Here is a 25,207-nt window from a genome sequence, read left to right as displayed (position 1 = left end):
CGTGACCGGGGGAGGGCGCTCCTGAATCGAGTGCGGGAAGAGCACCGTTTGACACCACAGTGAAAGTACCGAGCTATGCCCGCTTTGGGAATACTTGGTCAGAGAAGATTCGCTGCTGTCCAGGTTTCCACCAGGAGAACGATTGCCGTGACACGCGTGACCTGCGTTACCTCTGTTGTGTAAGAGATCCTCGAAGGAGGCCCGTCTCGACGGGGAAAGGCGGAGGGGCCGCCCGATTCATCGGACGACCCCTCGTTATCGGAACCGTCACGGCCCCGATTCCCTTGTTCACCTCACGTGACCGTCCCCGGTGACCACGTACTTGGTCGACGTCATTTCGGTGAGACCCATCGGGCCCCTGGCGTGCAGTTTCTGGGTGGAGATACCGATTTCCGCCCCGAAGCCGAACTCGCCTCCGTCGGTGAATCGGGTGGAGGCGTTCACCATCACCGCCGCCGAATCCACGCGGGCCACGAAGTAGCGCGACGTGCTCAGTGAATCGGTGACGATCGCCTCGGTGTGCCGGGTGGAGTAGGTCCGGATGTGGGCCAACGCCTCGTCGACGTCGGACACCACCCGCACGGCCAGGTCCATGGACAGGTACTCGGTGGCCCAGTCCTCCTCGTCGGCCTCGACCACCGTCGCCCCCGTCGAGTGCGCCTCGGCGATCTCCAGGACCCGACGGTCGCCGTGGACGGTGACCTCGGCCTCGGCCAGCGCGGCCAGCACCTTCGGCAGGAAGGCCTCGGCGATCGCCTCGTGCACCAGGAGCGTCTCGGCGGAGTTGCACACCGAGCAGCGCTGCGCCTTGGCGTTGACCGCGATGGCCACCGCCTTGTCCAGGTCGGCGTCGACGTCCACGTACACGTGGCACAACCCCTCGCCGGTCTCGATGACCGGGACCGTGGAATCGCGGACCACCGCCTGGATGAGGGAGCGTCCCCCGCGCGGGATGAGGACGTCCACCAGCCCCCGCGCCCGCATCAGCGCGGTCGAGGACTCCCGGGTACGTCCCGGGACCATCTGGATCGCGTCGACCGGAACCCCGGTCCCCTCCAGCGCGTCCCGCAGCACCCCCACGATGGCGGTGTTGGAGGCGTAGGCGGAGGAGGAACCGCGCAACAGGGCCGCGTTCCCGCTCTTGAGACACAGGGCGGCCGCGTCCACGGTGACGTTGGGGCGCCCCTCGTAGATGATCCCGATGACCCCCAGCGGGACGCGGATCTGCCGCAGGTCCAGACCGTTGGGGAGCACACCGCCGCGGACCGACTCGCCCACCGGGTCGGGCAGCTCGACGATCTCCCGGACCGCGTCGGCGATGGCCTCGATCCGTGCCGGGGTGAGGGTGAGACGGTCGATCATGGCCGGGCTCGTGCCGTCCCGCCGTGCGCGTTCGACGTCCTCGGCGTTGGCCGCCGTGATCTCGTCGGCCCGCTTGACCAGGGCGTCGGCGATCGCCGCCAGGGCGGTGTCCTTCACCGAACGGCTGAGCGTGGCGAGGTCGACCGCCGCGTTCCCGGCGCGCTCGGCCACCGCGTGGACCTCGCGCTCGATGTCGCTGTTGACTGTCATCTACCCGTTTTCCTAGTTCAGGTCCGCTGTGAACGGCGTCGCCCGCCACGTCGAAGGGACACCGGATCGAGGATCATCCCAGCGTATAGCGGACTCCCGGAGAACACACGGGATCGTCCACGGAGTGGGACGGCTCTCCCTCGTCGGGAAGGGCCGCCCCCACGGTCAGCGCCAGCCGTAGCGGTCGCGCAGGACGGCGGCGATCCGCCAGAACAGCTCCTCGTCCATCACGGCGGCCTCCCGACGGATGGCGGCCTCGTCGAACTCGAAGAGGCGGTCCATACGGACGTAGGAGTCGCGTCCCTCCCGGTCCCAGGGGCCGGAGCCGATCGGCAGCCAGTCCTGGCGCTCGTGGTCGTCCGGGCGCTGGGTGGAGAACATGAGGCCGTGCAGGCGCCGGCCCTTGCGGCCGATCACGAGCAGAGGACGGTCCTTGCCCTGACCGGCGTCCTCCTCGTAGGGCACCCAGGTCCACACGATCTCGCCCGCGTCGGCGAGTCCGTCCTTCTCCGGCGCGTAGACGAGCTTGGTGGCGTTGCGTCCGGTGGGCACCTCACGGACGTCGCCCTCGTTCGGATGGGGGTCGCTTCGCTGTGTCGTCTGTTGGCTCACGGTCGCATCTTAGATCGTTTCCGGGGGCGGTCGGGGCGTTCCCGTCTCCCACGTCGTCCGAGGCCGGGAGGGGTCGGGGCGCGCGCCTCGGGGACCGCCCCGTACGATGCGCCGAACGACGCTCTACCGGACCGACCGCTCGGAGGACGCCCATGGGCAGGGGAACGATCATCATCACCGGAGCCTCCTCGGGCCTGGGCGCGGAGATGGCCCGTGGTTTCGCCGCGCTCGGATACGACCTGGGGTTGTGCGCGCGCCGCGTGGAACGTCTGGAAGGGCTGCGGTCGGAGATCTCCTCGGCCCACCCCGAGCGGCGGGTGGTGATCGAGGCGCTGGACGTCGACGACCACGAGGCGGTCTTCCGGGTCTTCGGAACGCTCGCCGAGGAGCTCGGGAGCGTGGACCGGGTGATCGTCAACGCCGGGCTCGGCAAGGGGGCGGCACTCGGGACGGGGCGTTTCGACGCCAACCTGCGGACCGCCACGACCAACTTCGTGGGCGCGCTCGCCCAGACCGAGGCGGCCCTGGAGATCTTCCGCGCTCAAGGGCGGGGCCACCTGGTGATGATCTCCTCGATGTCGGCGTTGCGCGGCATGCGCAAGGCCATGACGGTCTATTCGGCGACCAAGGCCGGGGTGTCGTCCCTGGCCGAGGGGGTCCGCTCGGAGCGGATCCCCGGGGTCGACGTGTCCGTGATCCACCCCGGCTACATCCGCTCGGAGATGAACGAGCACGTACGGCAGCGGACCCGTTTCATGGTGGACACCGAGGTGGGCGTGCGTTCGATGATCGCCGCCATCGAGAGGCGCCGGGCCAAGGCCTACGTTCCGGCCTGGCCGTGGGTGCCGATCGGGTTCGCCATGCGGGTCCTGCCCCTGTCGGTGGTCCGCAGACTCACCTGAGCGCCGGTCACAGCCCCCGCAGCCGCCTCAGGATCCGGTCGCGCGCCCGCCGTCCCTCCGGACACGGGACCAGCGGATAGACGTGGAAGAGCCCCTCGGCCTCCTCCAGATCCACCCGGACCCCGGCCCGACGCATCCGTTCGCAGGCCAGTCGCACGTCCGGAAGGAACAGGTCGTGCGTGCCCACGTAGACGTCGGTGGGCGGCAGCCCCTCCATCGAACCGTGGAGGGGGCTGAGCTCGGGCACGGACGGGTCGTCCCCTCCCGCCCAGGCCTCGGCGCTGATCCGTAGCCCGATCGAGGCCAACCAGGGGTCCCGCGGCTCGATCTCGGCGATCTCCGGGTTGGTCATGGTGGCGTCCACCCACGGGGAGACGAGGATCGACCGTCCCGGAGTGGGGAGCCCCGCACCGATCACCCGCTGCGCCAGGGCGAGGGCCAGACCGCCACCGGCCGAGTCCCCGGCGAGGGCGACCCTCCGCGCGGGCACCGCGTCGATCAGTTCCCGGTACACCCTCTCCAGGAACGGGAGGGCCTCCCGGTGGGTGTGCTCGGGGGCCAGACCGTACAGGGCGACCTCGACCCGCGTCCCCTGGTCGGCCATCCGTCCCGCCAGCCACCAGTGCCACGGGGTGATCGGGCCGACGTAGGCGCCTCCGTGCAGGTAGAGCACGGCCCGTTCCGGAACCCCGCCCCTCTTCGGCAGGACCGTGTAGACCGACCGCCCGGCCACCTCGCGCCGTCGCACGACGTGTCCCGGAAGGAGGAGTCCCGGCGGGATCGCGACCCCCTCGGACCCGGCCAGGCGCGCGCGGGCGGCGCGTTCGGTGGCCATCCTCGGCTTGCGGGTGGCGCGCAGGAGCAGGTTCAGGGCTCGGACGGACGGGCTCGGCACGGGGGATCGTTCTCCTTCGGGCGGTGCTGACGACAGCCTCACACGGCCCGGGACGACCCGCCCCGCGGCCCCTCCCCCGTCCCGGGGAGGGGCGGCGGCGATGTTCGGTTCAGAGGACGACGAGGTCGTCGCGGTGGACGAGCTCACGCTCGTAGGACGGACCCATCTCCCGGGCCAGCCAACGCGTGGAGCGTCCCATCAGGTCGGGGACCTCGGCCGCGTCATAGTTGACCAGCCCTCGGGCGACCACCGCGCCCGACTCGTCGCGCAGGTCGACGGGGTCTCCGGCGCTGAACTCGCCCCACACCTTCACCACTCCGGCGGGCAGCAGCGACGCCTTCTCCCGGACCACGGCCTCGACCGCGCCCGGGTCCAGGACGAGACTGCCCCGACCCGCCGTGGCGTGGGCCAGCCACAACTGCCGGGCGGAGGGGCGACGGCCGTCGGCCGGGGCGAAGAAGGTGCCCACCCGCTCTCCGGCCAGCGCGGCGCGGGCGTTGGCCGCGGAGGTCAGCACGGTGGGCACCCCCGCCTCGGTGGCGATGCGCGCGGAGTCGACCTTGGTGACCATCCCACCGGTCCCCACCCCGCGCTTGCCGCTGCCGCCGATGTCGATGCCGTCGAGGTCGGAGCGGTCGCGCACCAGACGCACCACCGAGGTGCCCTCTTCGGAGGGGTTCCCGTCGTAGAGGGCGTCCACGTCCGAGAGCAGCACCAGGGCGTCGGCCCGCATCAGGTGCGCCACCAGGGCCGCCAGACGGTCGTTGTCGCCGAAGCGGATCTCGTGGGTGGCCACGGTGTCGTTCTCGTTGACGATCGGCAGGGCACCGATGTCGAGCAGCCGCCGCAGCGTCCGCTGGGCGTTACGGTGCTGGACCCGTCGCATCATGTCCTCGACGGTGAGCAGGACCTGGGCCGCGGTGAGACCGTGCGCCGCCAGCTCGGCGGTGTAGGCCGCCACCAGCAGCCCCTGGCCGACGCTGGCCGCGGCCTGCTGTGCGGCCAGGTCCCGGGGGCGGCGGGCCATCCCCAACGGGCTCATCCCGGCCGCGACCGCGCCGGAGGAGACCAGGATCACCTCCTGTCCCAGTTCGCGCCGGGCCGCCAGGTCCGCGACCAGGTCGCGGATCCGTCCGGCGTCGATCAGACCGTCCGGGGTGGTCAGTGAGGACGATCCCACCTTGACCACGACCCTCCGGGCCTCGGCCACGGCCCGGCGACCGTCCGCTTCCAGAGGATCGACGTACTGCTGTCGGGTGTCTGCGCTGTGCACCGCGAGGAGCTTTCCATCCGTGGCACGCGCCCGGCCCGGGCGCGTGCGCTACCTGTGTGGATCCGGCTGGTGTGGAGCGGTCGGTCCCCGCGCGGGTCAGCCCAGCCGGGCGTCGGTTCCGCGCGGGCCGGACGGGACGGCCTCGGCGTCGAGCGAGTTGTCCCAGTCGAAGACCACCGAGTCCTCCTCGGTGCCGATGTGCACCTCGGCGCCCTGGGTGGCGCCGGCCTTGGCCAGGGCCTCCTCGATACCGAGACGGTTGAGACGCTCGGCGAGGTAGCCCACGGCCTCGTCGTTGGAGAAGTCGGTCTGACGCACCCAACGGGTGGGCTTGTCGCCGCGCACCTGGAAGGCGTTGCCGCCCAGGGCGACCACCTCGAAGGGGGTGTCGCCGATCATCTTGGGTCGCAGCACGATCCGGGTGGGCTCGGCCACGGGGGCGGCGCCGCGCGCTGCGGCCACCTGCTCGCCCAGGGCGAAGGAGAGTTCACGCAGACCCTCACGGGAGGCCGCGGAGACCTCCATGACCTTGTAGCCGCGCTCCTCCAGCATGGGACGGACCAGCTCGGCGAGGTCGCGGGCCTCGGGGACGTCCACCTTGTTCAGCGCGACGACGCGCGGGCGGTCGGACAGGTCCACACCGGTCCGCTCACCGTAGGCGACCAGTTCGGCCTCCAGGGCCTCCAGGTCGCTGACCGGGTCACGGCCTCCCTCATAGGTGGCGCAGTCCAGGACGTGCAGCAGGGTCGAGCAGCGTTCGATGTGCCGCAGGAACTCCAGACCCAGGCCCTTGCCGTCGCTGGCGCCGGGGATCAGACCGGGCACGTCGGCGATCACGTACTGGGTGGTCCCGGCCTCCACCACGCCCAGGTTCGGGACGAGGGTGGTGAACGGGTAGTCGGCGATCTTGGGGCGCGCGGCCGACATCGAGGCGATCAGGGAGGACTTGCCGGCGCTGGGGAAGCCCACCAGGCCCACGTCGGCGATGGTCTTCATCTCCAGGCGCACGTCGACGGCCTCGCCCTCCTCGCCCTTGAGGGCGAAGCCGGGGGCCTTGCGCTTCTTGGAGGACAGCGCCGCGTTGCCCAGGCCGCCGTGGCCGCCCTGGGCCAGGACCAGACGGGTGCCGTGACCCACCAGGTCGGCGACGAACTCACCGGCCTGCGTGGTGACCACGGTGCCGTCGGGCACGGTCAGGATCAGGTCCTCGCCGTTGGCCCCGGCGCGGTTGCCGCCCTGACCGGGGGTGCCGTTCTGGGCCGTGCGGTGGGGCCTGCGCTGGTAGTCGAGGAGGGTCGCGGCCTGCGCGTCCACCTCCAGGACGATGTCGCCGCCACGGCCGCCGTTGCCGCCGTCCGGACCGCCCAGCGGCTTGAACTTCTCACGATGCACGGAGGCGCAGCCATGCCCGCCGTTCCCGGCCTTGACGTGCAAGACCGCCTCGTCGACGAAGTCAGGCATTGTTCTCCCCGTTGATCGTCGGCCACCGTCTCCTGACGGGGCCGGTACAGCACACGTGTCACCTGGTGACAACAACGAGGGCGGGCCAGTGTTCCCTGGCCCGCCCCCGAAGAAATCGCCGTCCGGCGCGACCTAGACCGCGGCCGGGACGATGTTGACGGCCTTGCGGCCGCGGAAGTTACCGAACTTGACCTCGCCGTCGACCAGGGCGAACAGCGTGTCGTCGCCACCGCGGCCCACGTTCGCACCGGGGTGGAACTTGGTTCCACGCTGACGGATGAGGATCTCGCCGGCCGAGACGGTCTGACCGCCGAAGCGCTTCACGCCGAGGCGCTTGGCGTTCGAGTCACGACCGTTCTTGGTGGAAGAAGCGCCCTTCTTGCTTGCCATGTGTCCAGGCCTCCTACTTCGCCGCGATGCCGGTGACGCGCACCTGGGTGTGCTTCTGGCGGTGCCCCTGGCGCTTCTTGTAACCGGTCTTGTTCTTGTACTTCATGATGTTGATCTTGGGGCCCTTGGTCTCGCCGAGGACCTCGGCGGTGACCGTGTAACCGCTCAGCTTGTCCGCCTCGCTGATGACGTTGTCACCATCGACCACCAGGATCGGCTGCCACGTGATGGTGGCACCGGTCTCGTCGGAGACCTTGTCGATGTTCAGGACGTCATCGACAGACACCTTTTCCTGTCGGCCGCCCGCTCGCACGATCGCGTACACCGGTGAACTCTCTTCCTGCTCGCTCAACGAATAATGCGCTCACTCAGGACCGTGATGCCACGATCCACAAATCGCCTGTAGCGGGGCGCGGGGATCTGAGGGAAACAAACCCACCTTGATGGAGAGCACTGCGGTCTCGGGGCGCGCGAACATTCGAGGCGCGCCGACGCACCGTCCATCAGATTACCATCGCCCCGACACAGGCCCGCACAGATGCTCTGGTCCGGACCGGTTCGTCACCGATCCGGACCAGATGTCGTCCCGCCCGTATCAGCCCGCGTCGACCGTGGTCTCGCCCGAGGGCGAGGACACCGCGGTCCTGGTCCGCCGCGTACGGCGGCGCTTGGGCCGTTCGGTGGCGCTCTCGGCGTCACCGTCGGCGGTCGTCCGTGTGGTGGAGGCGTCCGAGTCGTCCTCCACCGTCGCCCGCTCACCCTCACCGGCGTCGACCTTGGCGGTCTTGCGGGTGGTGGTGCGCCGGCGGGTCCTCTTGACCGGGGCCTCCTCCTCGGAGGGGGCCTCGGCGGCCTCCTTCTCCTCGGTGGGCTCCGTCACGGCCTCGGTGGGCTCGTGGGAGGTCGCCTCGGTCTTCTTCGCCCTGGAGGCGCGCTTACGGGTCTTCTTGGCGGGGGCCTCCGCCGCGACCTCGGTGTCGTCCGTTCCCTCGGGAGCGGCCGTCTCCGCGGTCTCCTCGACCCGCTCGGCGTCCTTGTCGGACTTGTCGGCCTTCTCGGCGGCCTTACGGCTCCGGGTGCGCTTGGCGGGCTTGTCGGCCTTCTCCGAGCGCCCCTCGTCCGCGGCGGGCGCCTCGTCGGTCTCCACGGCGACGGCCGTGTCCTCGACGGGCTCCTCGACCTTCTCGGTCCTGTCCGTCTTCTCGGCCTTGTCGGAGGCCTGGTCGGCCTCGCCCTTGCCCTTCTTCTTCTTGCGACCGCCGTTGCCGCCGCCCTTGTTCTCCACCGGTTCGGTGGAGAGCAGCAGGCCGCGACCGTTGCAGTGGTCACAGGTGTGCGAGAAGGCCTCCAGCAGCCCCTGGCCGACCCGCTTACGGGTCATCTGGACCAGGCCCAACGAGGTGACCTCGGCCACCTGGTGCTTGGTCCGGTCCCGGGACAGGCACTCCAACATCCGGCGCAGCACCAGATCGCGGTTGGACTCCAGCACCATGTCGATGAAGTCGATGACGATGATGCCGCCGATGTCGCGCAACCGGAGCTGACGGACGATCTCCTCGGCCGCCTCCAGGTTGTTCTTGGTGACCGTCTCCTCCAGGTTGCCGCCCTGGCCGGTGAACTTACCGGTGTTGACGTCGACCACGGTCATGGCCTCGGTGCGGTCGATGATCAGCGAACCACCGCTGGGCAGCCACACCTTGCGCTCGAGCGCCTTGTTGATCTGCTCGTCGATCCGGTAGGCCGCGAAGACGTCACGGTCCTCGGTCCAGTGCGACAGCCGCTCGGAGAGGTTGGGCGCCACGTAGTCGACGTACTCGTGGACGGTGGTCCAGGCCTCGTCACCGGAGACGACCAGACTGGAGAAGTCCTCGTTGAAGACGTCGCGGACGACACGGACGGTCAGGTCGGGCTCGCTGTTGAGCAGGGACGGGGCGCCGGCCGACTTGGACTTGCGCTTGATGGAGTCCCACTGCTTGGCCAGACGCGTGATGTCGCGCTCCAGCTCCTCCTCGCTGGCGCCCTCGGCCGCGGTCCGCACGATCACGCCGGCGCCGGAGGGCATCACCTTCTTGAGGATCTGCTTGAGGCGGGCGCGCTCCTTGTCGGGGAGCTTACGGCTGATCCCGGTCATCGAACCGCCGGGCACGTACACCAGGTAGCGGCCGGGCAGGCTGATCTGGCTGGTCAGACGGGCGCCCTTGTGGCCGATCGGGTCCTTGGTGACCTGCACCAGGACGGACTGACCGGACTTGAGCACCGACTCGATGCGCTTGGGCTGGCCCTCCAGACCGAAGGAGTCCCAGTTGACCTCGCCGGCGTACAGCACGGCGTTACGGCCCTTGCCGATGTCGACGAAGGCGGCCTCCATCGACGGCAGCACGTTCTGCACGCGACCCAGGTACACGTTGCCCACGTAGGAACGGTGGGTGGCCCGGTCGACGTAGTGCTCGACGAGGACGTCGTCCTCCAGGACCGCGATCTGGGTACGGTCGCCGGTCCGACGGACCACCAGGTCGCGCTTGACCGCCTCGCGGCGGGCCAGGAACTCCGACTCGGTCACGATCGGGGCGCGACGGCGTCCCTGCTCACGCCCCTCGCGGCGGCGCTGCTTCTTGGCCTCCAGACGGGTGGAGCCGCGGACCGCCTGGACCTCGTCCTCGATGGGACGCTCCTGGCGCGGCTCGCGCACCTTGACCACGGTGTTGGGCGGGTCGTCCACGGCGGTCTCGCCACCGGAGCCGGAACGGCGCCGCCGACGACGGCGGCGACGGCTGCTACCGCGCTCCGAACCGTCCTCGGAGGTGTCCTCGGAGTCCTCGGAACCCTCGTCGTCGGCCGTGTCGGTCTCGGAGGCGGACCGGTCGTCCTTGTCACGGCCTTTGGCCGTGTCGGTCTCGCCGGAGGCGTCGCCGCGCTCCTCGTCCTCAGTGCTCTCCTCGGCGCCGCGCGAACGGCCGCGTCCACGACCGCCCCGACGGCGCCGACGACGCCCGGGACGCTCCTCGGCGCCGGTCTCCTCGGCGGCGGAGGCCCGCTCGGTCTCCTCGGGCTCCTCCACCTGCTCGGGTTCGGGCTCGACCTCCTTGCGGGGTCGGGTCGGAGCGCTCTCCTGCGCCACGGGGGGCTGGAAGAGCATGCCTCCGGGAGGGGTGAAGAGCGCGCCCGCCGCCTCGGCGGTGGGGGTGGTCTCGTCCTCCTCGGCCTTCTCGGCCTCGACCGGCTCGGGCGCGGGGGTCTCCACGCTCTTGGTCGCACGGGTGCGCGTCCTGGAGCGGGAGCGGCTCCGGCCGCTGTTCTCCTTCTCCTCGGTCGCCTCGACCCGGGTCTTGCGCGACCCTTCGTCGGGCTCGGCGGCGCGCGAGTCGGCACGCGCCTTGTCCCGGGACGCGCGGCCTCCCGCCGCGGCCTCGGAGATCTCCTCGGGGCGACCCGCGGCGCGTACGGTGCGCTTACGCGAGGTGGAGGTCCGGACCGAGGTCTTGACCGTACCCACCTCACCGGAGCCGGCGAGGGTGGTCACCGGGGCGGCCGGCGGGGTGAAGACCTCGTCCGGTTCCGGGGGCGGTCCCGCCGCGCGGCGAGCGCCCTTGGCGGGCGCGGGTGTGGTGACCCGGACCCCGCCGTCCCCCTTGGAGGGCGTCGCCGCCTTCTTCTCGGTTGTTTCAGTTGTACCCACGGCGCCTTCGGCACCGTTGTTGGGCTCGTTGTCGAGCATCCGGGCGGTCTCCCGTCAGAGCCCTCGGGCACACCGCGACCTTACGGCCCGCGGCGCGGCTCACGAGAGCTGTCGTCGCTGTGTCAGCGCCGACGGCACCTGGGTGCCGCCGGGGCAGAGTCCTGTGGTTCCGCCCATGTCCCCCGCCGTAAGACCACTCATCGGCGTGGGCCCGTCATGGGCGGTGACGGCCGTGGTGCGCGGGTGCGTCGATCGTTCGTCTCATCGTTCGCGGACCCGGTGCTCTCGTTGGTGGGAGCCTCGGTCCGGTCCGCGTCGAACGGGTCGGCGATCGCACCTGTCACCTCGTCCAGTGGCCCCTGCGCCAGCCGGGTCATCATGGGAGATGACGGCGGCGCGAGGTCGGCCAGTCGACGAAGGCCGGTCAGCACGTCGTCCGGTCGCACAGCAGGTGTCGTGTGCCGTACGACCATTCGAAGTATGGCATATGTCGCGTGTCGCTCCCCTGGGACGCGCCCAGAGGTCCCACCGCTCACGTCGATGTCGAGAACGGCCGGGCGGGTGTCGAACCGGCGTCGACCCTTCTTCGTCACCCGTTCCACTTCGACACTGTCGGTGGCCAGGTAGGCGTCCACCGCTCGGGTGGCCTCGTCGGGGTCGACACCGTCCATCCTCACCTGCCACAGGGAGGCCTGGAGGCGATCGGCCAGACCCGGGATACGGGCCTCGACGACCTCGACGACGTCGATGCCCTCGGGCATGGCCGCGTCGATCGCGTCCCTGACCTGTTCGGGTCGGCGGTCCTCGGCGAGGGTGAGCTCAAGATACTCCGCCTCGCTGGCGACCCCTGTGGGGGCCGCACCGGTGTAGGAGATCTTGGGGTGCGGTGAGAAGCCGGCGGAGAACGCCACGGGTACGGAGGCCCTGCGCAGGGCTCTCTCCAGTGCCCGGGCGATGTCACGATGGCTCGCGAAACGCATGCGTCCGCGTTTGGCGTAGCGGACGCGAAGCCGTTGGCCGGGTTTGGTGTTGGAGGGTGAGGTGGTGCCCTCGTTTACGGGGGGCAGCTCAACTCCTTTCCTCGTGTCCCCCTGCGTATGGGCCGGTGGTCGGCGACCCGAAGGGGCTGTTCCTCGTCCTGTTCAGCGTACGGTGCGCCGTGGTGCACCCGCGCCGGCAGGACCGCGCTTACCGATATCTCCCCCGCCGACCCCCGATCGAAAAGTCCCGACCGGGTCCAAGAGGGGCTCGGAGCGGTGTTCACCACCAGAACACAGGGGTCGCGGAAAAAAATCCAAAGAAAATCCGCAACCCATGGCAACCGCCCACCGCACCCGCGAGTCTTACTTCACGTACGGCCCGGCGCGAGCGGGGCGCCGGGCCGTACACCTTCTCCCCGGGCGGCTCCCCCATGAGAGCGAAGAGCACCCGGCGCGCGCATTTTACTCCTTTTTCTCCCAGGGCACCCGAGGCCCGGATCTCGTCATGTCCGGCCCCTCGTCCCACACCCCCACTCGGGCCCTCCCCGTCGAGGAACGCCCGAGCGTCGCCCCCGTGACCCTCCGCCTCTCCCCACGCCCCTCGGACACACCACGGGCGCGCGGAGAGGCTCTCCACGCGCCCGTGGGCGATCGAACGGGTCAGATTACGGACAGGGGGAGCATCGGCCGTCCCCCGGCGTCGTCGTTGATCTGGATCTCTGTCCCCATGGTGGGGCAGACACCGCAGTCATAGCAGGGGTTCCAGCGGCAGTCGTCGATCTCCAACGACTCCTCGCCGTGCAGAGAGTCCTGCCAGTCCTGCCACAGCCAGGAGCGGTCGAGACCGGCGTCCAGGTGGTCCCAGGGCAGGACCTCCTCCTCGGAACGCTCGCGGGTGGTGTACCAGTCCACGTCCACGCCGGTCCCCGCCAGCCCCTCCTCGGCCGCCTTCATCCAGCGGTCGTAGGAGAAGTGCTCGCTCCAGCCGTCGAAGCGACCGCCCGCGTTCCAGGCCTCCTCCACGACCCGGGAGACCCGACGGTCCCCTCGGGACAGCAGTCCCTCGATGATGGAGGGGCGCCCCTCGTGGTAGCGCAGACCGATGGACTTCCCGTACTTGCGGTCCCCGCGCAGACGGTCCCGGAGCTTGCGCAGCCGGGCGTCGACGTCCTCGTGCGAGGTCTGTCCGGCCCACTGGAACGGGGTCTGCGGCTTGGGGACGAACCCGCCGATCGAGACGGTGCAGCGGATGTCCTTGCGACCGGTCACCTCACGGCCGGTGCGGATGACCTCGGTGGCCAGGTCGGCGATGGCCAGGACGTCCTCGTCCTCCTCCGTGGGCAGGCCGCACATGAAGTACAGCTTCACCTGCCGCCACCCCGCCGCGTAGGCGGCGGTGACGGTACGGATGAGGTCCTCCTCGGTGACCATCTTGTTGATCACCCGACGCATCCGCTCGCTGCCGCCCTCGGGCGCGAAGGTCAGACCGGAGCGGCGACCGTTACGGGTCAGCTCGTTGGCGAGGTCGATGTTGAAGGCGTCGACCCGGGTCGAGGGCAGCGACAGACCGGTGTTGGTCCCCTCGTAGGTGTCGGCGAGGTTCTTGGCGATATCGCCGATCTCGCTGTGGTCCGCGCTGGAGAGCGAGAGCAGCCCGACCTCCTGGAAGCCGGAGTTGCGCACGCCCTCCTCCACCATCTTCTGCACGGTCTCCTGGTTGCGCTCGCGGACCGGGCGGGTGATCATCCCGGCCTGGCAGAAGCGGCAGCCGCGGGTGCAGCCGCGGAAGATCTCCACGCTGTAGCGTTCGTGCACGGACTCGGCCGTCGGGACGATCGGGCTCTTGGGGTAGGGCCACTGATCCAGGTCCATGACGGTGTGCTTCTGGACCGTGTTCGGCACCCCGTCGCGGTTGGGGACGTAGGCGGCGATCCGCCCGTCCTCGTGGTAGGAGACGTCGTAGAAACGGGGGATGTACACCCCGCCGGTGGCGGCCAGGCGCAGGAGCAGCCCGTCACGGCCCCCGGGCTCGCCCTCCTCCTTGAACTCGCGGATGATCTCGGTGATGGCGATGGAGATCTCCTCGCCGTCCCCCAGGACGACGGCGTCCAGGAAGTCGGCGATGGGCTCGGGGTTGAAGGCCGAGTGGCCGCCCGCGAGCACGATCGGATCCTCCTCGGTCCGGTCGGCCGAGCGACGAGGGATGCCCGCCAGGTCCAGCGCGGTGAGCATGTTGGTGTAGCCCATCTCGCTGGCGAAGCTCAGACCCAGCACGTCGAAGGCGCGGATCGGCCGGTGGGCGTCCACCGTGAAGTGCGGGACGCCGTGCTCGCGCATCAACCGCTCCAGGTCCGGCCAGACGGCGTAGGTCCGCTCGGCCAGAACGCCCTCGCGTTCGTTGAGGACCTCGTAGAGGATCTGCACCCCCTGGTTGGGCACGCCCACCTCGTAGGCGTCGGGGTACATGAGCGCCCAGCGCACCGTCGCCTCGTCCCAGTCCTTGACCACGGAGTTGAGCTCACCGCCCACGTACTGGATCGGCTTTCCCACCTGGGTCAACAGGGGTTCGAGGCGCGGGAAGAGACTTTCGACGGACATGGTGTGGGCCTTCGATCGGCGGACAACGTGTCTGGCCGGGGCTGACGCCCGAGCGGTGCGTTCCGGGCCGGGTGCACGGGCGCACGATGTCACCAGGCTAACCGCTCTCGAAGGACCACTCCCCTGGACCGCGTGCTCCGGGGCTCGTTCGGGCCCCGGAGCCGACCTCACTCGAAGCCGCGGTCCCGGGAGTCGACCCCCAGCACCAGCCCCAGGGCGAGCATGTTGGCGAGGATGGCGGTACCGCCGTAGGAGACGAACGGCAGCGGCAGACCGGTCACCGGGAGGATCCCCAGGCCCATCCCGATGTTGATGAAGGCCTGGAAGCCGAACCAGGTGGCCACCCCCACGCACAGCAGGCGCGGATAGGGCGTGTCGCACTCCCGGGCCACCCGCAGGATCCGCCAGATCACCACGGCGAAGAGGACGATGATCGCCCCGGCCCCGACGAAGCCGAGTTCCTCTCCGGCCACCGTGAAGATGAAGTCGGTGTGCTGCTCGGGCACGAACCGGCCGTGGGTCTGCTCCCCCTGGAACAGCCCGGTGCCGTCGAAGCCGCCCGACCCCACCGCGATGAGCGCCTGGGCCGAGTTGTACCCCGCGCCCTGCGGGTCGGCCGCGGGGTCCATCAGGGTGGCGATGCGGTCCACCTGGTAGGGCTCCAACAGGTCGAGCCACCACACCATGAACGCCCCGAAGGCCCCGGTGGCCAGCATGCCGGCCACCCACACCACCGGGGCGCCGGACAGGGTGAGCATGCCCAGGAAGATCGCGCACAGCACCAGGGTGGTGCCCAGGTCGGGCTGGAGCATGACGAGCCCGAGCGGGACCGCCACGGCCAGCAGGCACAGGAGCACGTCGCGGGTCATCGGCCGCGTCTCGCCGTCTCGGGGTTCCCCCAGCAGTGTGGCCAGGAGCAGGATCAAGCCCACCTTGGCCAGCTCACTGGGCTGGAACTGGAAGCCGGCGATCACGATCCATCCGCGCGATCCGTTGATGACCGCGCCCAAGGGCGTGAGCACCAGGATCAGGCAGACGACCGTCACCCCGTAGACGATCGGGGCGTAGGCGCGGACCGTCCGATAGTCGAGGCTCGCCACCACCAGGCACACCACCGAGGCCACGCCCAAGTGCGCCAGGTGGCGGATGAGCGCGTCGATCGTGTCCCTGGGGTCGCCGCCGTCCCCCGGCAGGGTCGCCGACCAGACCAGGAGCGCCCCGATACAGCCCAGGACGAGCACCGAGACGATCAGGATCCAGTCCAGGCGCCGGACGCTGCCCGCCGCGGTGGCCGCGGTGCGCCCGAACCCGGAGCCCTGGTTCCGGGGCATGCCCATGTGGATGTTCATCATCGCTCCAGGGGATCGATGGAACCGTCCGTGCGGACGGTGGGCAGGTCGGAGTACGGCTTACCGCCGGGCAGCAGCTCCTTACCGCCCCCGAGCCCATAGATGGCCTTGTAGATGTTGCTGGCGATGGGCGCGGCCGTCTCACCACCGGTACCACCCTGCGAGACCAGCACGACGACCGCGTACCGCGGATCGTCGGCGGGCGCGTAGGAGGCGAACCAGGACGAGACCTGTCGCTGCTCGGCGTCGGCGCTACCGGTCTTGCCGGCGACGGCCACCTGGTCCTGCGGGAAGTCGCCGAAGGCGCCGCCACCGGTACCGGAGCGGGTCACCTCGGTCAGGGCCTCCTGGAGGTAACGGATGGTCTCGTCGCTGACCGGGACCTCCTGCTTGACGGTCGGCTCGATGGGCTCGACCCGCGAACCGTCCGCGGAGACCAGGGCCTTGGCCACGCGGGGCTCGTACAGGGTGCCGCCGTTGGCGATGGCCGCGTAGGCGGAGGCCAACTGCAACGGACTGACCAGCACGTCGCCCTGGCCGATCGCGAAGTTGACGGCCTCGTTCGCCCGCCACTCGAAGCCCTCCACACAGTGCTCGTGCGCGAGCTGTTTGAGGTAGGCCGCGTGGGACGGGTTGCTCTCGGCGATGTCCGGATAGCCGTCCTCGGCGCGGGCGCAGTTGGCCTCCCGGGTCTCCTCCCAGAAGGTGCGCTTCCACTCACGGTCGGGGATGCGCCCCCCGGTCTCGTAGGGCAGGTCCACGCCGGTCGGCGAACCGAAGCCGTAGCCGCGGGCCATCTCGGCCATGGCCTCGTCCGGGTCTCCGTCGGGGTGCAGGCCGCCGTCCTTGAGCCACATCTGGTAACCGAAGTTGTAGAAGACGGTGTTACAGGAGGCGACGATGGCCTGCTTGAGGGTGATGCTGCCCTGCCCCGCGCCCGCGTAGTTCTCGTAGCTCTGGCCGGCCAGGGTGACCGACCCGGGACAGGCGTAGGTGCTGCGCAGGGAGTACCCGTTCTCGACCGCGGCCGACAGCGACGACACCTTGAAGGTGGAGCCGGGCGGGTAGGTGCCCTGGACCGCTCGAGAGAGCAGGGGCTCGCCTGCCTCCTCGCTGAGCATCTCGTCGAAGGTCTTCTGGTCGATGCCGCCCTGCCAGATGCTCGGGTCGTAGGTGGGCATGCTCGCCATGGCGACCACGCCGCCGTTGGTGACGTCCAGGACGACGGCCGCGCCCGAGTCCGCCTTGTACTTGGGGCGGGCTCCGGCCATACCCTCGGCGAGCGCCTTCTCCGCGGCCTTCTGCACCTCGATGTCCATGTGGGTGATGAGGTGGCGACCGGCCACGGGGAGTTCCTCGGAGATCACGTCCATGACCTCGCCGTGGTTGTTCACCCCCAGCGTGCGCAGACCCGGGGTACCGCGCAGCTCCTTGTCGTAGACGGCCTCCAGACCGTCACGACCCACCTGGTCGACCCCGGTGAAGCCGGTGCGCAGCTCCTCCCTGGCGTCCAGCTCCTCCTGGGTCACCGGTTGGAGGTAGCCGAGCATCTGGCCCGCGTGCTCGCCCTGGGGGTACTCGCGCACGGCGTGCGCCTGCGCGGTGATCCCCGGGAAGTCGTCGGACTTCTCCATGATCTGGAGCGCGAGGGGCCCCTCGACGTCCTCGGCGAGGGTGACGGGCTGATAGGGCGATCCGGGCCAGCAGGGACGCTCCACCTCGGGGCCGCACAGCCGCATACGCTGCTGGAGTTTCTCCAGGGGGATGTCGAGCACCTCGGAGAGGTCGCTCAGGACCTTCTCCCCGCCGTCGTCCATCCTCTGCAACTCGTGGTAGTCGGCCGAGACGATGAGCTCGGTGCGGTTGTTGACCAGGGGGCGTCCGGCCGCGTCCAGGATCTGGCCGCGGGTGGCGGGGACGACCAACTCCTGGTGATGGTTGGCCACGGCCAGCTCACGGTAGTGGTCGGCCATGGGCACCTGGAGGTACCACAGCCGACCGATCAGGACCGCGAACAGGGACAGGACCAGGAACTGGGCGAGGATCAGACCGAGCCGACCGAGCCTGCGGCGCGGTACGGCGGGGTCGACCGGCAGTCTTCGCATGAGGTCACCACCCGCCCACGGAGGTCGGACCCTGGATCGTGGCGTACTCGTCCTCCGCCAGGAGCGTGCGCGCCCACAGGATCGGCAACAGGGCCAGCGGCCCGAACAGGGTGGTCAGCAGCGTGCCGATACCGACGTTGGAGGCCACCGCGGACACCGTGATGTGCGCGTCCCCCATGATCATCCCGACGAGGGCGTACCCCAGGCCCACGCCCACGGAGGCGACGGCGGTGACGCCGACGGCCGCCCAGCGCGAGACCCGGGCCCCGCTCCCCCCGCCCAGACCGGCGTTGGAGTGCAGCAGCGAGATCAGGTAGGCCGCCACGCAGAGCACCAGGGTGTAACGCCCCATGGGGTGCTCGGCCGGCGGCAGGACGTCCATGGCCAGACCCGCCGCGAAACCGCACGCGGCGGCCGCGGCGGGCCCGGTGGTCAGGGCGACCGCGACCACGGCCGCCAGGACCAGGTCGGGGCCGGGCCCCCACTCGAAGGGGAGCCGATTGACGACCGTGGCCTGGACGAGCACCGTGACGGTCACCAGGAACAGCGTTACCAGAGCCCTCACTGGTCCCCCTTCGGGTCGGGCTTGGGCGGCAGAACGGAGTCGCGCGGGTCCTCCGCCGGGCCCTTGACGACCACGCCCACCATGTCCAGCGCGGCGAAGTCCACCGCGGGGGTGATCCGGGCGATCCGGCTGAGCGCTCCGGGCGCCACCTGGACGTCGTCCACGGTCCCGATCGGGACCCCGGGAACGAAGGGCGCCCCCTCGTGCGAGCCGAGGGTGACCACCCGGTCCCCCTTCTCGATCGGGGCCTCCATGTCGAAGAGCTCCAGGGTCATGTCGGCCTCCGGACCGCCGAGGACGCTGCCGCCGGTGATCGAGCCGATCTTGCGGGTCCCCTCCAGCCGGGCTCCGACCGAGGAGTTCACGTCGGTGGCGAGCTTGACGGTGGAGGTGCGCGGCCCCGCCTCGACGATCCGACCGACCAGACCGGAGCCGTTGAGCACGGTCATGTCCTTGCGGATACCGGATTCGGTTCCGGCGTCCAGGGTCGCGGTGTGGGCGTAGCCGTGGGCGGTGGTGCGGGTGACGGACTGGGCCGGAACGATCTCGTAGCCCCCGAGGCCCGACAGGTGCAGCAGCTCGTCGAGCTGCTCGGAGCGGTGTTCGTCGATCCGGGTGGAGTCGAGCTCGGCCCGCAGTTCGGCGTTGGCCGTCTCCAGCTCGGCGATGCGCGCGGCGCTCTCGTGGCTCTTGCGCAGCCCGTCGTAGAAACGGCCGGCGGGCTCGGCGAACACGCCCACCCCGGCCGAGGCCGGCACGAAGGCGATTTCTCCGCCGGCCCTGGCCAGCGAGGTCACCGCGTCGTTCCCCGGTCGGGAGTCCAGGACCATGAGGACCAGGGCCGCCGCGACCAGCACGGCGAACAGCACGCGGGACCGTGAGGAGTCGCGGAGCATGTCAACGCCGCCGTTCCGGAACGAGGACCTGGTGGAGACGCTCGTAGTTCTCCACGCACGTCCCGGAGCCGACGGCGACCGAGTCGAGCGCGTTCTCGGCGACGTGGATGGGCATCCCGGTCTCGTGCAGGAGACGCTCGTCGAGTCCGCGCAGCAGGGCCCCGCCGCCGGTGACGGCGACCCCCCGGTCCATGATGTCCCCGGACAGTTCGGGCGGGCACTTGTCGAGGCTGGTGCGGACCGCGTCGATGATCGCGGTGACCGGCTCCTCGATGGCCTGGCGCACGTCCGATTCGGACATGACGATGGTCTTGGGCAGACCGCTGATGAGGTCGCGGCCGCGCACCTCGGCGTGGAGCTCCTCCGCCCCCGTGGGGTAGGCGGATCCGATGGCCACCTTGATCTCCTCGGCGGTGCGCTCCCCGATCATCAGGGAGTACTCCTTCTTGATGAAGGTCATGATCGCCTGGTCGAGTTCGTCCCCGCCCACCCGGATGGACTGCGAGGTGACGATGCCGCCCATGGAGATGACGGCCACCTCGGTGGTGCCGCCGCCGATGTCGACGACCATGTTGCCGGTGGGTTCGTGGACGGGCAGCCCGGCGCCGATCGCGGCGGCCATGGGCTCCTCGATGATGTAGACCCGGCGGGCCCCGGCCTGGTAGCCGGCCTCCTTGACGGCGCGGTGCTCGACGGAGGTGATGCCGCTGGGCACCGCGACGATGATCCGGGGTTTGGCGAAGTGCCGACGCCGGTGGATCTTCTGGATGAAGTAGCGGAGCATCCGCTCGGTGACCTCGAAGTCGGCGATGACGCCGTCCTTCAGTGGGCGGATCGCGGTGATGTTGGTGGGTGTGCGCCCGATCATCTGCTTGGCATCGATACCCACCGCCACGATCTTGCCGGTCGAGGTGTTGAGCGCGACCACTGACGGCTCGTTCAGGACGATCCCGCGGCCGCGCACGTACACCAGTGTGTTGGCGGTACCAAGGTCGACGGCCATGTCCCGGCCGAGAAATGCAAGGTTGTTCGGCATGTCACGTCCTCAGAGGCGCCGTGGCGGGCGTGTGCGCGCGGAGCGACCTCGGGTAGCCGTTCCGACACGGTATGTATCCAGTCCTCCGTATCGTAACGGTCCGCACTTAGTCCGCTACGCAAACACACCGAATCGTTGCCTCACCACCGGACGGACACCGTGGAGAAGGTCGCGGAAACGACGAACGCGCCCCCGAAGGGACGCGTCGTACGGGATCGGAGCCGATGTTCGACACGGGCGCGAGCGCCCCGATCACCGGCTCCGGCGATCTTCCACGGTCTACAGGTCCGGGAAGAACAGCTTGATCTCACGCTCGGCCGAGTAGGTGGAGTCCGAACCGTGCACGATGTTCTGCTGGACCTCCAGGGCGAAGTCGCCGCGGATGGTGCCCGGGGCCGCGGTCACCGGGTCGGTGGCGCCGGCCAGGGCGCGGAAGGCCTCGATGGAGCGGTCGCCCTCGACCACCATGGCCACCAGCGGACCACCGGTGATGAACTCCACCAGCGAGTCGAAGAACGGACGCGAGGCGTGCTCCTCGTAGTGCGTCTTCGCGGTGTCGGTGTCGAGCGTGCGCAGCTCCATCGCGACCAGCTTCAGGCCCTTGCGCTCGATGCGCGAGATGACCTCGCCGATGATGTTGCGGCGGACACCGTCCGGCTTGATGAGAACGAGAGTGCGCTCCACGTGCGTTTCAACTCCTCACTGCCCCCGCACGGCGCACGGGGGCACGAGGCCCGCGGCGTGGCCGCACGCGGTGGAATGTACGGGTGTGCGTCCGGGACCAGGGGGTGGGAGGGAGACGATCCGCCTGTCGCGGACCCGAGGCCCGCCCGCCCGGACGTGCGTCACACTATCGCGTTTGGGAACCGGGCGCGGTGACCGCGCCCTCCTCGTCCTCGGCCGCCTCGGCGTGCGCGGCGTGGACCGCCCGGATCTCGTCGACCCGACGCCCCATGATCACGCCGATGACCCACAGCGACCCGAAGATGATCGCGACCAGCAGCGCCCCGCTGATCATGAAGGACGTGAAGAGGAAGGCCGCCTGAAGCGCCCAGGCCGCGTAGTGCGCCCAGGTCCGCTTCTGGAGTCCGGCCAGGAGCAGGGCGGCCACGGCCATACCGCCCCAGACGCCGCCGGCCACGGCCGGGTCGACGCCCTCAAGCTGGATGGCGATGGGGATCGCCAGGCCGATCACGATGGCCTCGAACACGAGGACTACGGCACAGACTGTGCGCACGTCGGTCTTCCCTTCGTAGGTGGGTCTCCCCGCCCTCTACTCTCCCGAGCCGCGCATCAGGTGCACGGCGTCGCCGGAGGTCACCACGGAACCGGTGACCAGCACGCCGACCCCGCCGAACTCTCCGCCCTCCTCGGCCAGGCCCACGGCCCGGTCGATGGCGTCGTCGAGTCGGGGGGCCACATGCACGCGATCCTCACCGAAGATCCCCTCCGCGAGCGCGGCGAGGTTCTCCGGGTCGAGGGAGCGGGGAGAGGAGTTACGGGTGACGACGATCTCGTCGAGCAGCGGTTCGAGGGGGTCCAGGATCCCCTCGACGTCCTTGTCGGCCATGACGGCCACCACACCGATCAGGCGGGAGAAGGTGAAGGCCTCCTCTACCGCGGCGGCCGTGGCGATCATCCCGGCCGGGTTGTGCGCCGCGTCGGCGATGACGGTCGGGCTGGTGCGCACGACCTCCATACGCCCCGGCGACTCCAGACCGGCCAACGCCTCGGCGACGATCACCGGATCGAGACCGATGGCGTCCTCGGAGGCGGAGAAGGCCTCCACCGCGGCGATGGCCACGGCGGCGTTGGATGCCTGGTGTTCTCCGAACAGCGGGAGAAAGAGGTTCTCGTAGTTCCCGGTGAGGCCCTTGACGGCGATCTGCTGACCGCCGACGGCCACCTCACGGGAGACCACCCCGAACTCCAGCCCCTCGCGGGCCACCGTCGATCCGACCTCGGCGGCGCGCCGGACCAGGACCTCGGCGGCGGGGACGGGCTGTTGCGCCAGCACGGTGACCGAGTCCGGCTTGATGATGCCCGACTTCTCCTCCGCGATGCCGTCCAGGGTGTCGGGCAGGTACTCGGTGTGGTCGATACCGATCGGTGTGACCACCGCGACGTCCCCGTCCACCACGTTGGTGGCGTCCCACGTCCCGCCCATGCCGACCTCCACCACAGCGACGTCCACGGGGGCGTCGGCGAAGACGGCGTAGGCCATGACGGTGAGGATCTCGAAGAACGACAGCGGGGCGTCGTTCATCGAGTCGGCCATCTCGATGTAGGGACGGATGTCGTCGTAGGCCTCGACGAACCGCTCCTGGGAGATGGGCTCACCGTCGACGACGATGCGTTCGCGCACCGTCCTCAGGTGCGGGCTGGTGTAGCGGCCCACGCGCAGACCGCGACCGCGCACCAGGGCGTCGATCATCCGCGCCGTGGACGTCTTGCCGTTGGTCCCGGTGATGTGGACGACCCGGAAGTTGCGCTGAGGGTCGCCCAACAGGTCCAGAAGCGTACGGACGCGGTCCAGGCGGGGATCGATGTCGGTCTCGGGCGCGCGGGAGAGGATCTGCGCGGTGACCTCGGCGTAGCGCTCATGGGCGCCCGCGCCGCTCACGGCGTCTCGATGGTCGGGGTGTACACCCGCGCCAGTGTACGCGGCCTCGCCCGGCGTCCGGATCCGGACCGGCCGTGCGAGGCCGGATGTCATGGAGACCATACTTGGGATATGCCGAACCCTGACTCCTTCTTCTTCTCCGAATGGGCCCAGCGCCGCCCCGGACGCACCCGGAGCCTGGACCGGGCCGCCGCCCTCCTCAGGGAGCTGGACCTGGACACCGAACGGACACCGGTGCTGGGGGTCGTGGGTTCCAAGGGCAAGGGGAGCACGGCCACCGTGGCCGCGGCGTCGTCGGCCGCCGCGGGCCTGCGGACCGTTCTGGTGACCGGGCCGAGCTTCCGCGGCTACCGGGAGCGGGTCAGGGTGGACGGTGTCTCCGTGACCGACGCCGAACTGGAGGCCCTCGGGGCGGAGATGGACGTGGCCCGCCGCCGTCTGCCCACGGTGGAGGAGAGCGGCGGCCACCTCGCCCCGAGCGGTCTGTTCCTGATGGCCGGTCTGCTCAAGGCCCGCGAGATCGGCGCCGACGTGTGCGTCCTGGAGGCGGGCATCGGCGGCCACCGTGACGAGCTGCGTCTGATCGGCCCCGAGGTGGTGGCCCTCGGGAAGGTCTTCGCCGAGCACGTAGGGCTCCTCGGCGACACCGTCCCCGAGATCGCGCGGGAGAAGACCCGGGTGGCCGGCGAACGCACCCGCGCCCTGGTGAGTCTTCCCCAGAGCGCCGAGGTGACCCCGGTCGTCGAGCGGGCCCTGGCCGAGGCGACCGAAGGACGGGTCCTCCCCCACGTCGTGGATCCCGAGGCTCCCGGTATCGAACCCCCGCTCGAACTGCGCCCGCCGGGCCTGTCCGCCGCCTCGGGCGTCCTCGGCGTGGCCGCCGCCGAGCACATGCTGGAGGTCCTGGACCGCGGTCCCCTGCCCGTCGAGCGGCTGCACCGTGTCCTGGAGACCCTCCACCTGCCCACCCGACTCTCCGAACACCCGGTGCCCGGAAGCGCGACCGCACGCGTGCTGGTGGACTCGGCTATCGAGCGGGTCGGGGCCGGGATCGCCCTCGACCGCGCCCGCTCCCTGTGGGGCGGGGTCGACCACGTGCTCCTGTGCCTGCCCGACCACAAGGACGTGCCCGGCGCGGTGGACCTGTTGAGGGATCTTCCGGTGACCGCGGTCCGCCTCCCCGAGGCCCACCTGCGCTTCGAATACGAGCTGCCCGAACACTGGGGTCGTATCGACGCCGAGGACCTCTCCCCCGAGCTCATCGCCTCGCTCGGCGATCGGATCCTGGCCATGGGCACCGTCTACTTCACCGGCCGTATGGCCGAGGCGCTGGACGTGCCCACCGACCGCCTCTTCACCCCGCTCTGACCTCGAGCGACGTTCCGGCCGGGTCACATACCCCCCGGATCTCGAAAAGCACCACCACCCGGACGAAGAGCCCGGCATGCTCGTTTCCACCCGTTCCCGTCGGTCGGCACCCCTTAGAGGGCGTTCTCGACCGTCATCGGACCCCAGGAAGCCGTATGCCCACACGAGAGCACGAGATCCCCCTCCGGTTGGTGCAGAACCGACCCGACATGGCCCCGGCCCTGCTGGAATCCCTCGGCATCGAGGTTCCACGCCACACCGAGGCGCTCAACACCAGTTCGGTCCTGACCAACTGCGACCCCAAGGAGTTCAACAGCGACGGAGCCGTGGTGCTCCGCGAGGGCACCGAGAACGTCATGGCCGTGGTGATCGAACGCCAACACGGCCACGACCAGGGGAAACGACGCAGCTGGCCCGCCTACCTGGTCACCCTCCACGTCCGGCTGAGGTGCCCGACGGTGCTTCTGGTCCTGTGTCCGACCGACGCCGTCGCGGCGTGGTGCGCCCGACCGATCCGGACCGGCCACCCGGGCTTCGACCTGGCGCCCCTGACCATCGGCCCGGGCAGGACCCCCAAGGTCACAGGGGTCGAGAGGGCACGAGCCCTCCCGGAACTGGCCGTATTGTCCGCCCGTGCTCACGGCGACGACGATCCGGAGGCGCTGAAGGCGATGGTGGAGGCGCTGAATTCCACGGCCGAAGAGAATCGGACGTTCTATTATGACTACGTTCTGGCAGGTCTCAACGAGGCCGCCCGGAAGGAACTGGAGGGCTTGATGAGCGTGGGCACCTACGAGTGGCAGAGCGACTTCGCCCGCAAATACGTCGGCATCGGCCGGGAAGAGGGCCGCGAGGAGGGGCGCGAAGAGGGCCGCGAGGAGGGGCGAGCCTACGAAGCGGCCCGGA

The 25,207-nt window shown here is 70.1% G+C and carries 21 protein-coding genes; 3 read left to right on the top strand and 18 right to left on the bottom strand.

What is annotated here, in order from left to right; genetic code table 11:
• Nucleotides 1-288: 288 nt before the first annotated feature.
• Together TR33_RS20490 and TR33_RS20485 are read right to left on the bottom strand one after the other, a co-directional pair.
• A complete protein-coding gene (locus tag TR33_RS20490; protein ID WP_042284811.1) occupies nucleotides 289-1,572 on the bottom strand; it encodes a glutamate-5-semialdehyde dehydrogenase in 1,284 nt (427 codons plus the stop codon).
• Between the two features lie 165 nt (nucleotides 1,573-1,737).
• Entirely contained in the window at nucleotides 1,738-2,184 is a 447-nt protein-coding gene (locus tag TR33_RS20485; protein ID WP_042284809.1) for a type II toxin-antitoxin system PemK/MazF family toxin, read from the bottom strand.
• 152 nt (nucleotides 2,185-2,336) lie between these two features.
• Here TR33_RS20485 and TR33_RS20480 point away from each other — a divergent pair, with 152 nt between their 5' ends.
• The gene (locus TR33_RS20480) at nucleotides 2,337-3,086 is read left to right on the top strand and encodes an SDR family oxidoreductase (protein ID WP_042284807.1); all 750 of its coding nucleotides are present in this window, start codon (nucleotides 2,337-2,339) and stop codon (nucleotides 3,084-3,086) included.
• 7 nt (nucleotides 3,087-3,093) lie between these two features.
• On the opposite strand, the gene TR33_RS20475 is transcribed toward TR33_RS20480, so the two are convergent.
• From TR33_RS20475 to TR33_RS20400, 16 genes are all read right to left on the bottom strand, one after another.
• Entirely contained in the window at nucleotides 3,094-3,981 is an 888-nt protein-coding gene (locus TR33_RS20475; protein ID WP_017533781.1) for an alpha/beta hydrolase fold domain-containing protein, read from the bottom strand.
• A gap of 109 nt (nucleotides 3,982-4,090) precedes the next feature.
• The gene (gene proB / locus TR33_RS20470; protein WP_042284805.1) at nucleotides 4,091-5,254 is read right to left on the bottom strand and encodes a glutamate 5-kinase; all 1,164 of its coding nucleotides are present in this window, start codon (nucleotides 5,252-5,254) and stop codon (nucleotides 4,091-4,093) included.
• Between the two features lie 96 nt (nucleotides 5,255-5,350).
• Nucleotides 5,351-6,715 carry a GTPase ObgE gene (gene obgE, locus TR33_RS20465; protein ID WP_042284803.1) on the bottom strand — a complete coding sequence of 455 codons (1,365 nt, stop codon included), beginning with the start codon at nucleotides 6,713-6,715 and terminating at the stop codon, nucleotides 5,351-5,353.
• Between the two features lie 132 nt (nucleotides 6,716-6,847).
• Nucleotides 6,848-7,105: a 50S ribosomal protein L27 gene (gene rpmA / locus TR33_RS20460; protein WP_014909492.1), complete on the bottom strand. Its 258-nt coding sequence runs from the start codon at nucleotides 7,103-7,105 to the stop codon at nucleotides 6,848-6,850.
• A 13-nt stretch (nucleotides 7,106-7,118) separates the two neighbouring features.
• A complete protein-coding gene (gene rplU, locus TR33_RS20455; protein WP_014909257.1) occupies nucleotides 7,119-7,430 on the bottom strand; it encodes a 50S ribosomal protein L21 in 312 nt (103 codons plus the stop codon).
• A gap of 270 nt (nucleotides 7,431-7,700) precedes the next feature.
• Entirely contained in the window at nucleotides 7,701-10,820 is a 3,120-nt protein-coding gene (locus TR33_RS20450) for a ribonuclease E/G (RefSeq protein WP_042284801.1), read from the bottom strand.
• Nucleotides 10,821-10,978: 158 nt separating this feature from the next.
• Nucleotides 10,979-11,761 (bottom strand): TIGR03936 family radical SAM-associated protein, encoded by a 783-nt coding sequence (locus TR33_RS20445; protein WP_014910759.1) that lies wholly within the window; start codon nucleotides 11,759-11,761, stop codon nucleotides 10,979-10,981.
• A 660-nt stretch (nucleotides 11,762-12,421) separates the two neighbouring features.
• Nucleotides 12,422-14,359 carry a TIGR03960 family B12-binding radical SAM protein gene (locus TR33_RS20440; protein ID WP_014911927.1) on the bottom strand — a complete coding sequence of 646 codons (1,938 nt, stop codon included), beginning with the start codon at nucleotides 14,357-14,359 and terminating at the stop codon, nucleotides 12,422-12,424.
• Between the two features lie 167 nt (nucleotides 14,360-14,526).
• A complete protein-coding gene (gene rodA, locus TR33_RS20435; protein ID WP_017533778.1) occupies nucleotides 14,527-15,708 on the bottom strand; it encodes a rod shape-determining protein RodA in 1,182 nt (393 codons plus the stop codon).
• A complete protein-coding gene (mrdA, locus tag TR33_RS20430; protein ID WP_014912752.1) occupies nucleotides 15,708-17,813 on the bottom strand; it encodes a penicillin-binding protein 2 in 2,106 nt (701 codons plus the stop codon). The genes rodA and mrdA overlap by 1 nt, the downstream gene beginning before the upstream one ends.
• A 4-nt stretch (nucleotides 17,814-17,817) precedes the next feature.
• Complete coding sequence (mreD, locus tag TR33_RS20425) at nucleotides 17,818-18,378, bottom strand: rod shape-determining protein MreD (RefSeq protein ID WP_017533777.1); 561 nt, start codon at nucleotides 18,376-18,378, stop codon at nucleotides 17,818-17,820.
• Complete coding sequence (gene mreC / locus TR33_RS20420) at nucleotides 18,375-19,274, bottom strand: rod shape-determining protein MreC (RefSeq protein WP_017533776.1); 900 nt, start codon at nucleotides 19,272-19,274, stop codon at nucleotides 18,375-18,377. Before mreC ends, mreD begins: the two co-directional genes overlap by 4 nt.
• Nucleotide 19,275: 1 nt before the next feature.
• Nucleotides 19,276-20,310: a rod shape-determining protein gene (locus TR33_RS20415; protein ID WP_014913012.1), complete on the bottom strand. Its 1,035-nt coding sequence runs from the start codon at nucleotides 20,308-20,310 to the stop codon at nucleotides 19,276-19,278.
• Nucleotides 20,311-20,589: 279 nt separating this feature from the next.
• Entirely contained in the window at nucleotides 20,590-20,994 is a 405-nt protein-coding gene (gene ndk / locus TR33_RS20410) for a nucleoside-diphosphate kinase (protein ID WP_014910389.1), read from the bottom strand.
• A 166-nt stretch (nucleotides 20,995-21,160) separates the two neighbouring features.
• Nucleotides 21,161-21,547 (bottom strand): DUF4233 domain-containing protein, encoded by a 387-nt coding sequence (locus tag TR33_RS20405; protein WP_042284799.1) that lies wholly within the window; start codon nucleotides 21,545-21,547, stop codon nucleotides 21,161-21,163.
• A 36-nt stretch (nucleotides 21,548-21,583) separates the two neighbouring features.
• Entirely contained in the window at nucleotides 21,584-22,933 is a 1,350-nt protein-coding gene (locus TR33_RS20400; protein WP_026124858.1) for a bifunctional folylpolyglutamate synthase/dihydrofolate synthase, read from the bottom strand.
• 111 nt (nucleotides 22,934-23,044) lie between these two features.
• Between TR33_RS20400 and TR33_RS20395 the strand changes: the two genes are divergently transcribed.
• Together TR33_RS20395 and TR33_RS20390 are read left to right on the top strand one after the other, a co-directional pair.
• Nucleotides 23,045-24,301 carry a folylpolyglutamate synthase family protein gene (locus TR33_RS20395; protein WP_042284798.1) on the top strand — a complete coding sequence of 419 codons (1,257 nt, stop codon included), beginning with the start codon at nucleotides 23,045-23,047 and terminating at the stop codon, nucleotides 24,299-24,301.
• A 155-nt stretch (nucleotides 24,302-24,456) separates the two neighbouring features.
• The coding region (locus tag TR33_RS20390) for a hypothetical protein (RefSeq protein ID WP_052358216.1) at nucleotides 24,457-25,207 on the top strand (751 nt) is incomplete at its 3' end.

The organism is Nocardiopsis alba, assembly GCF_000710955.1.
Lineage (GTDB): Bacteria > Actinomycetota > Actinomycetes > Streptosporangiales > Streptosporangiaceae > Nocardiopsis > Nocardiopsis alba.
The sequence above is the reverse complement of the archived record's forward strand: the minus strand, read 5'-3'. Positions and strand labels throughout refer to the sequence as shown.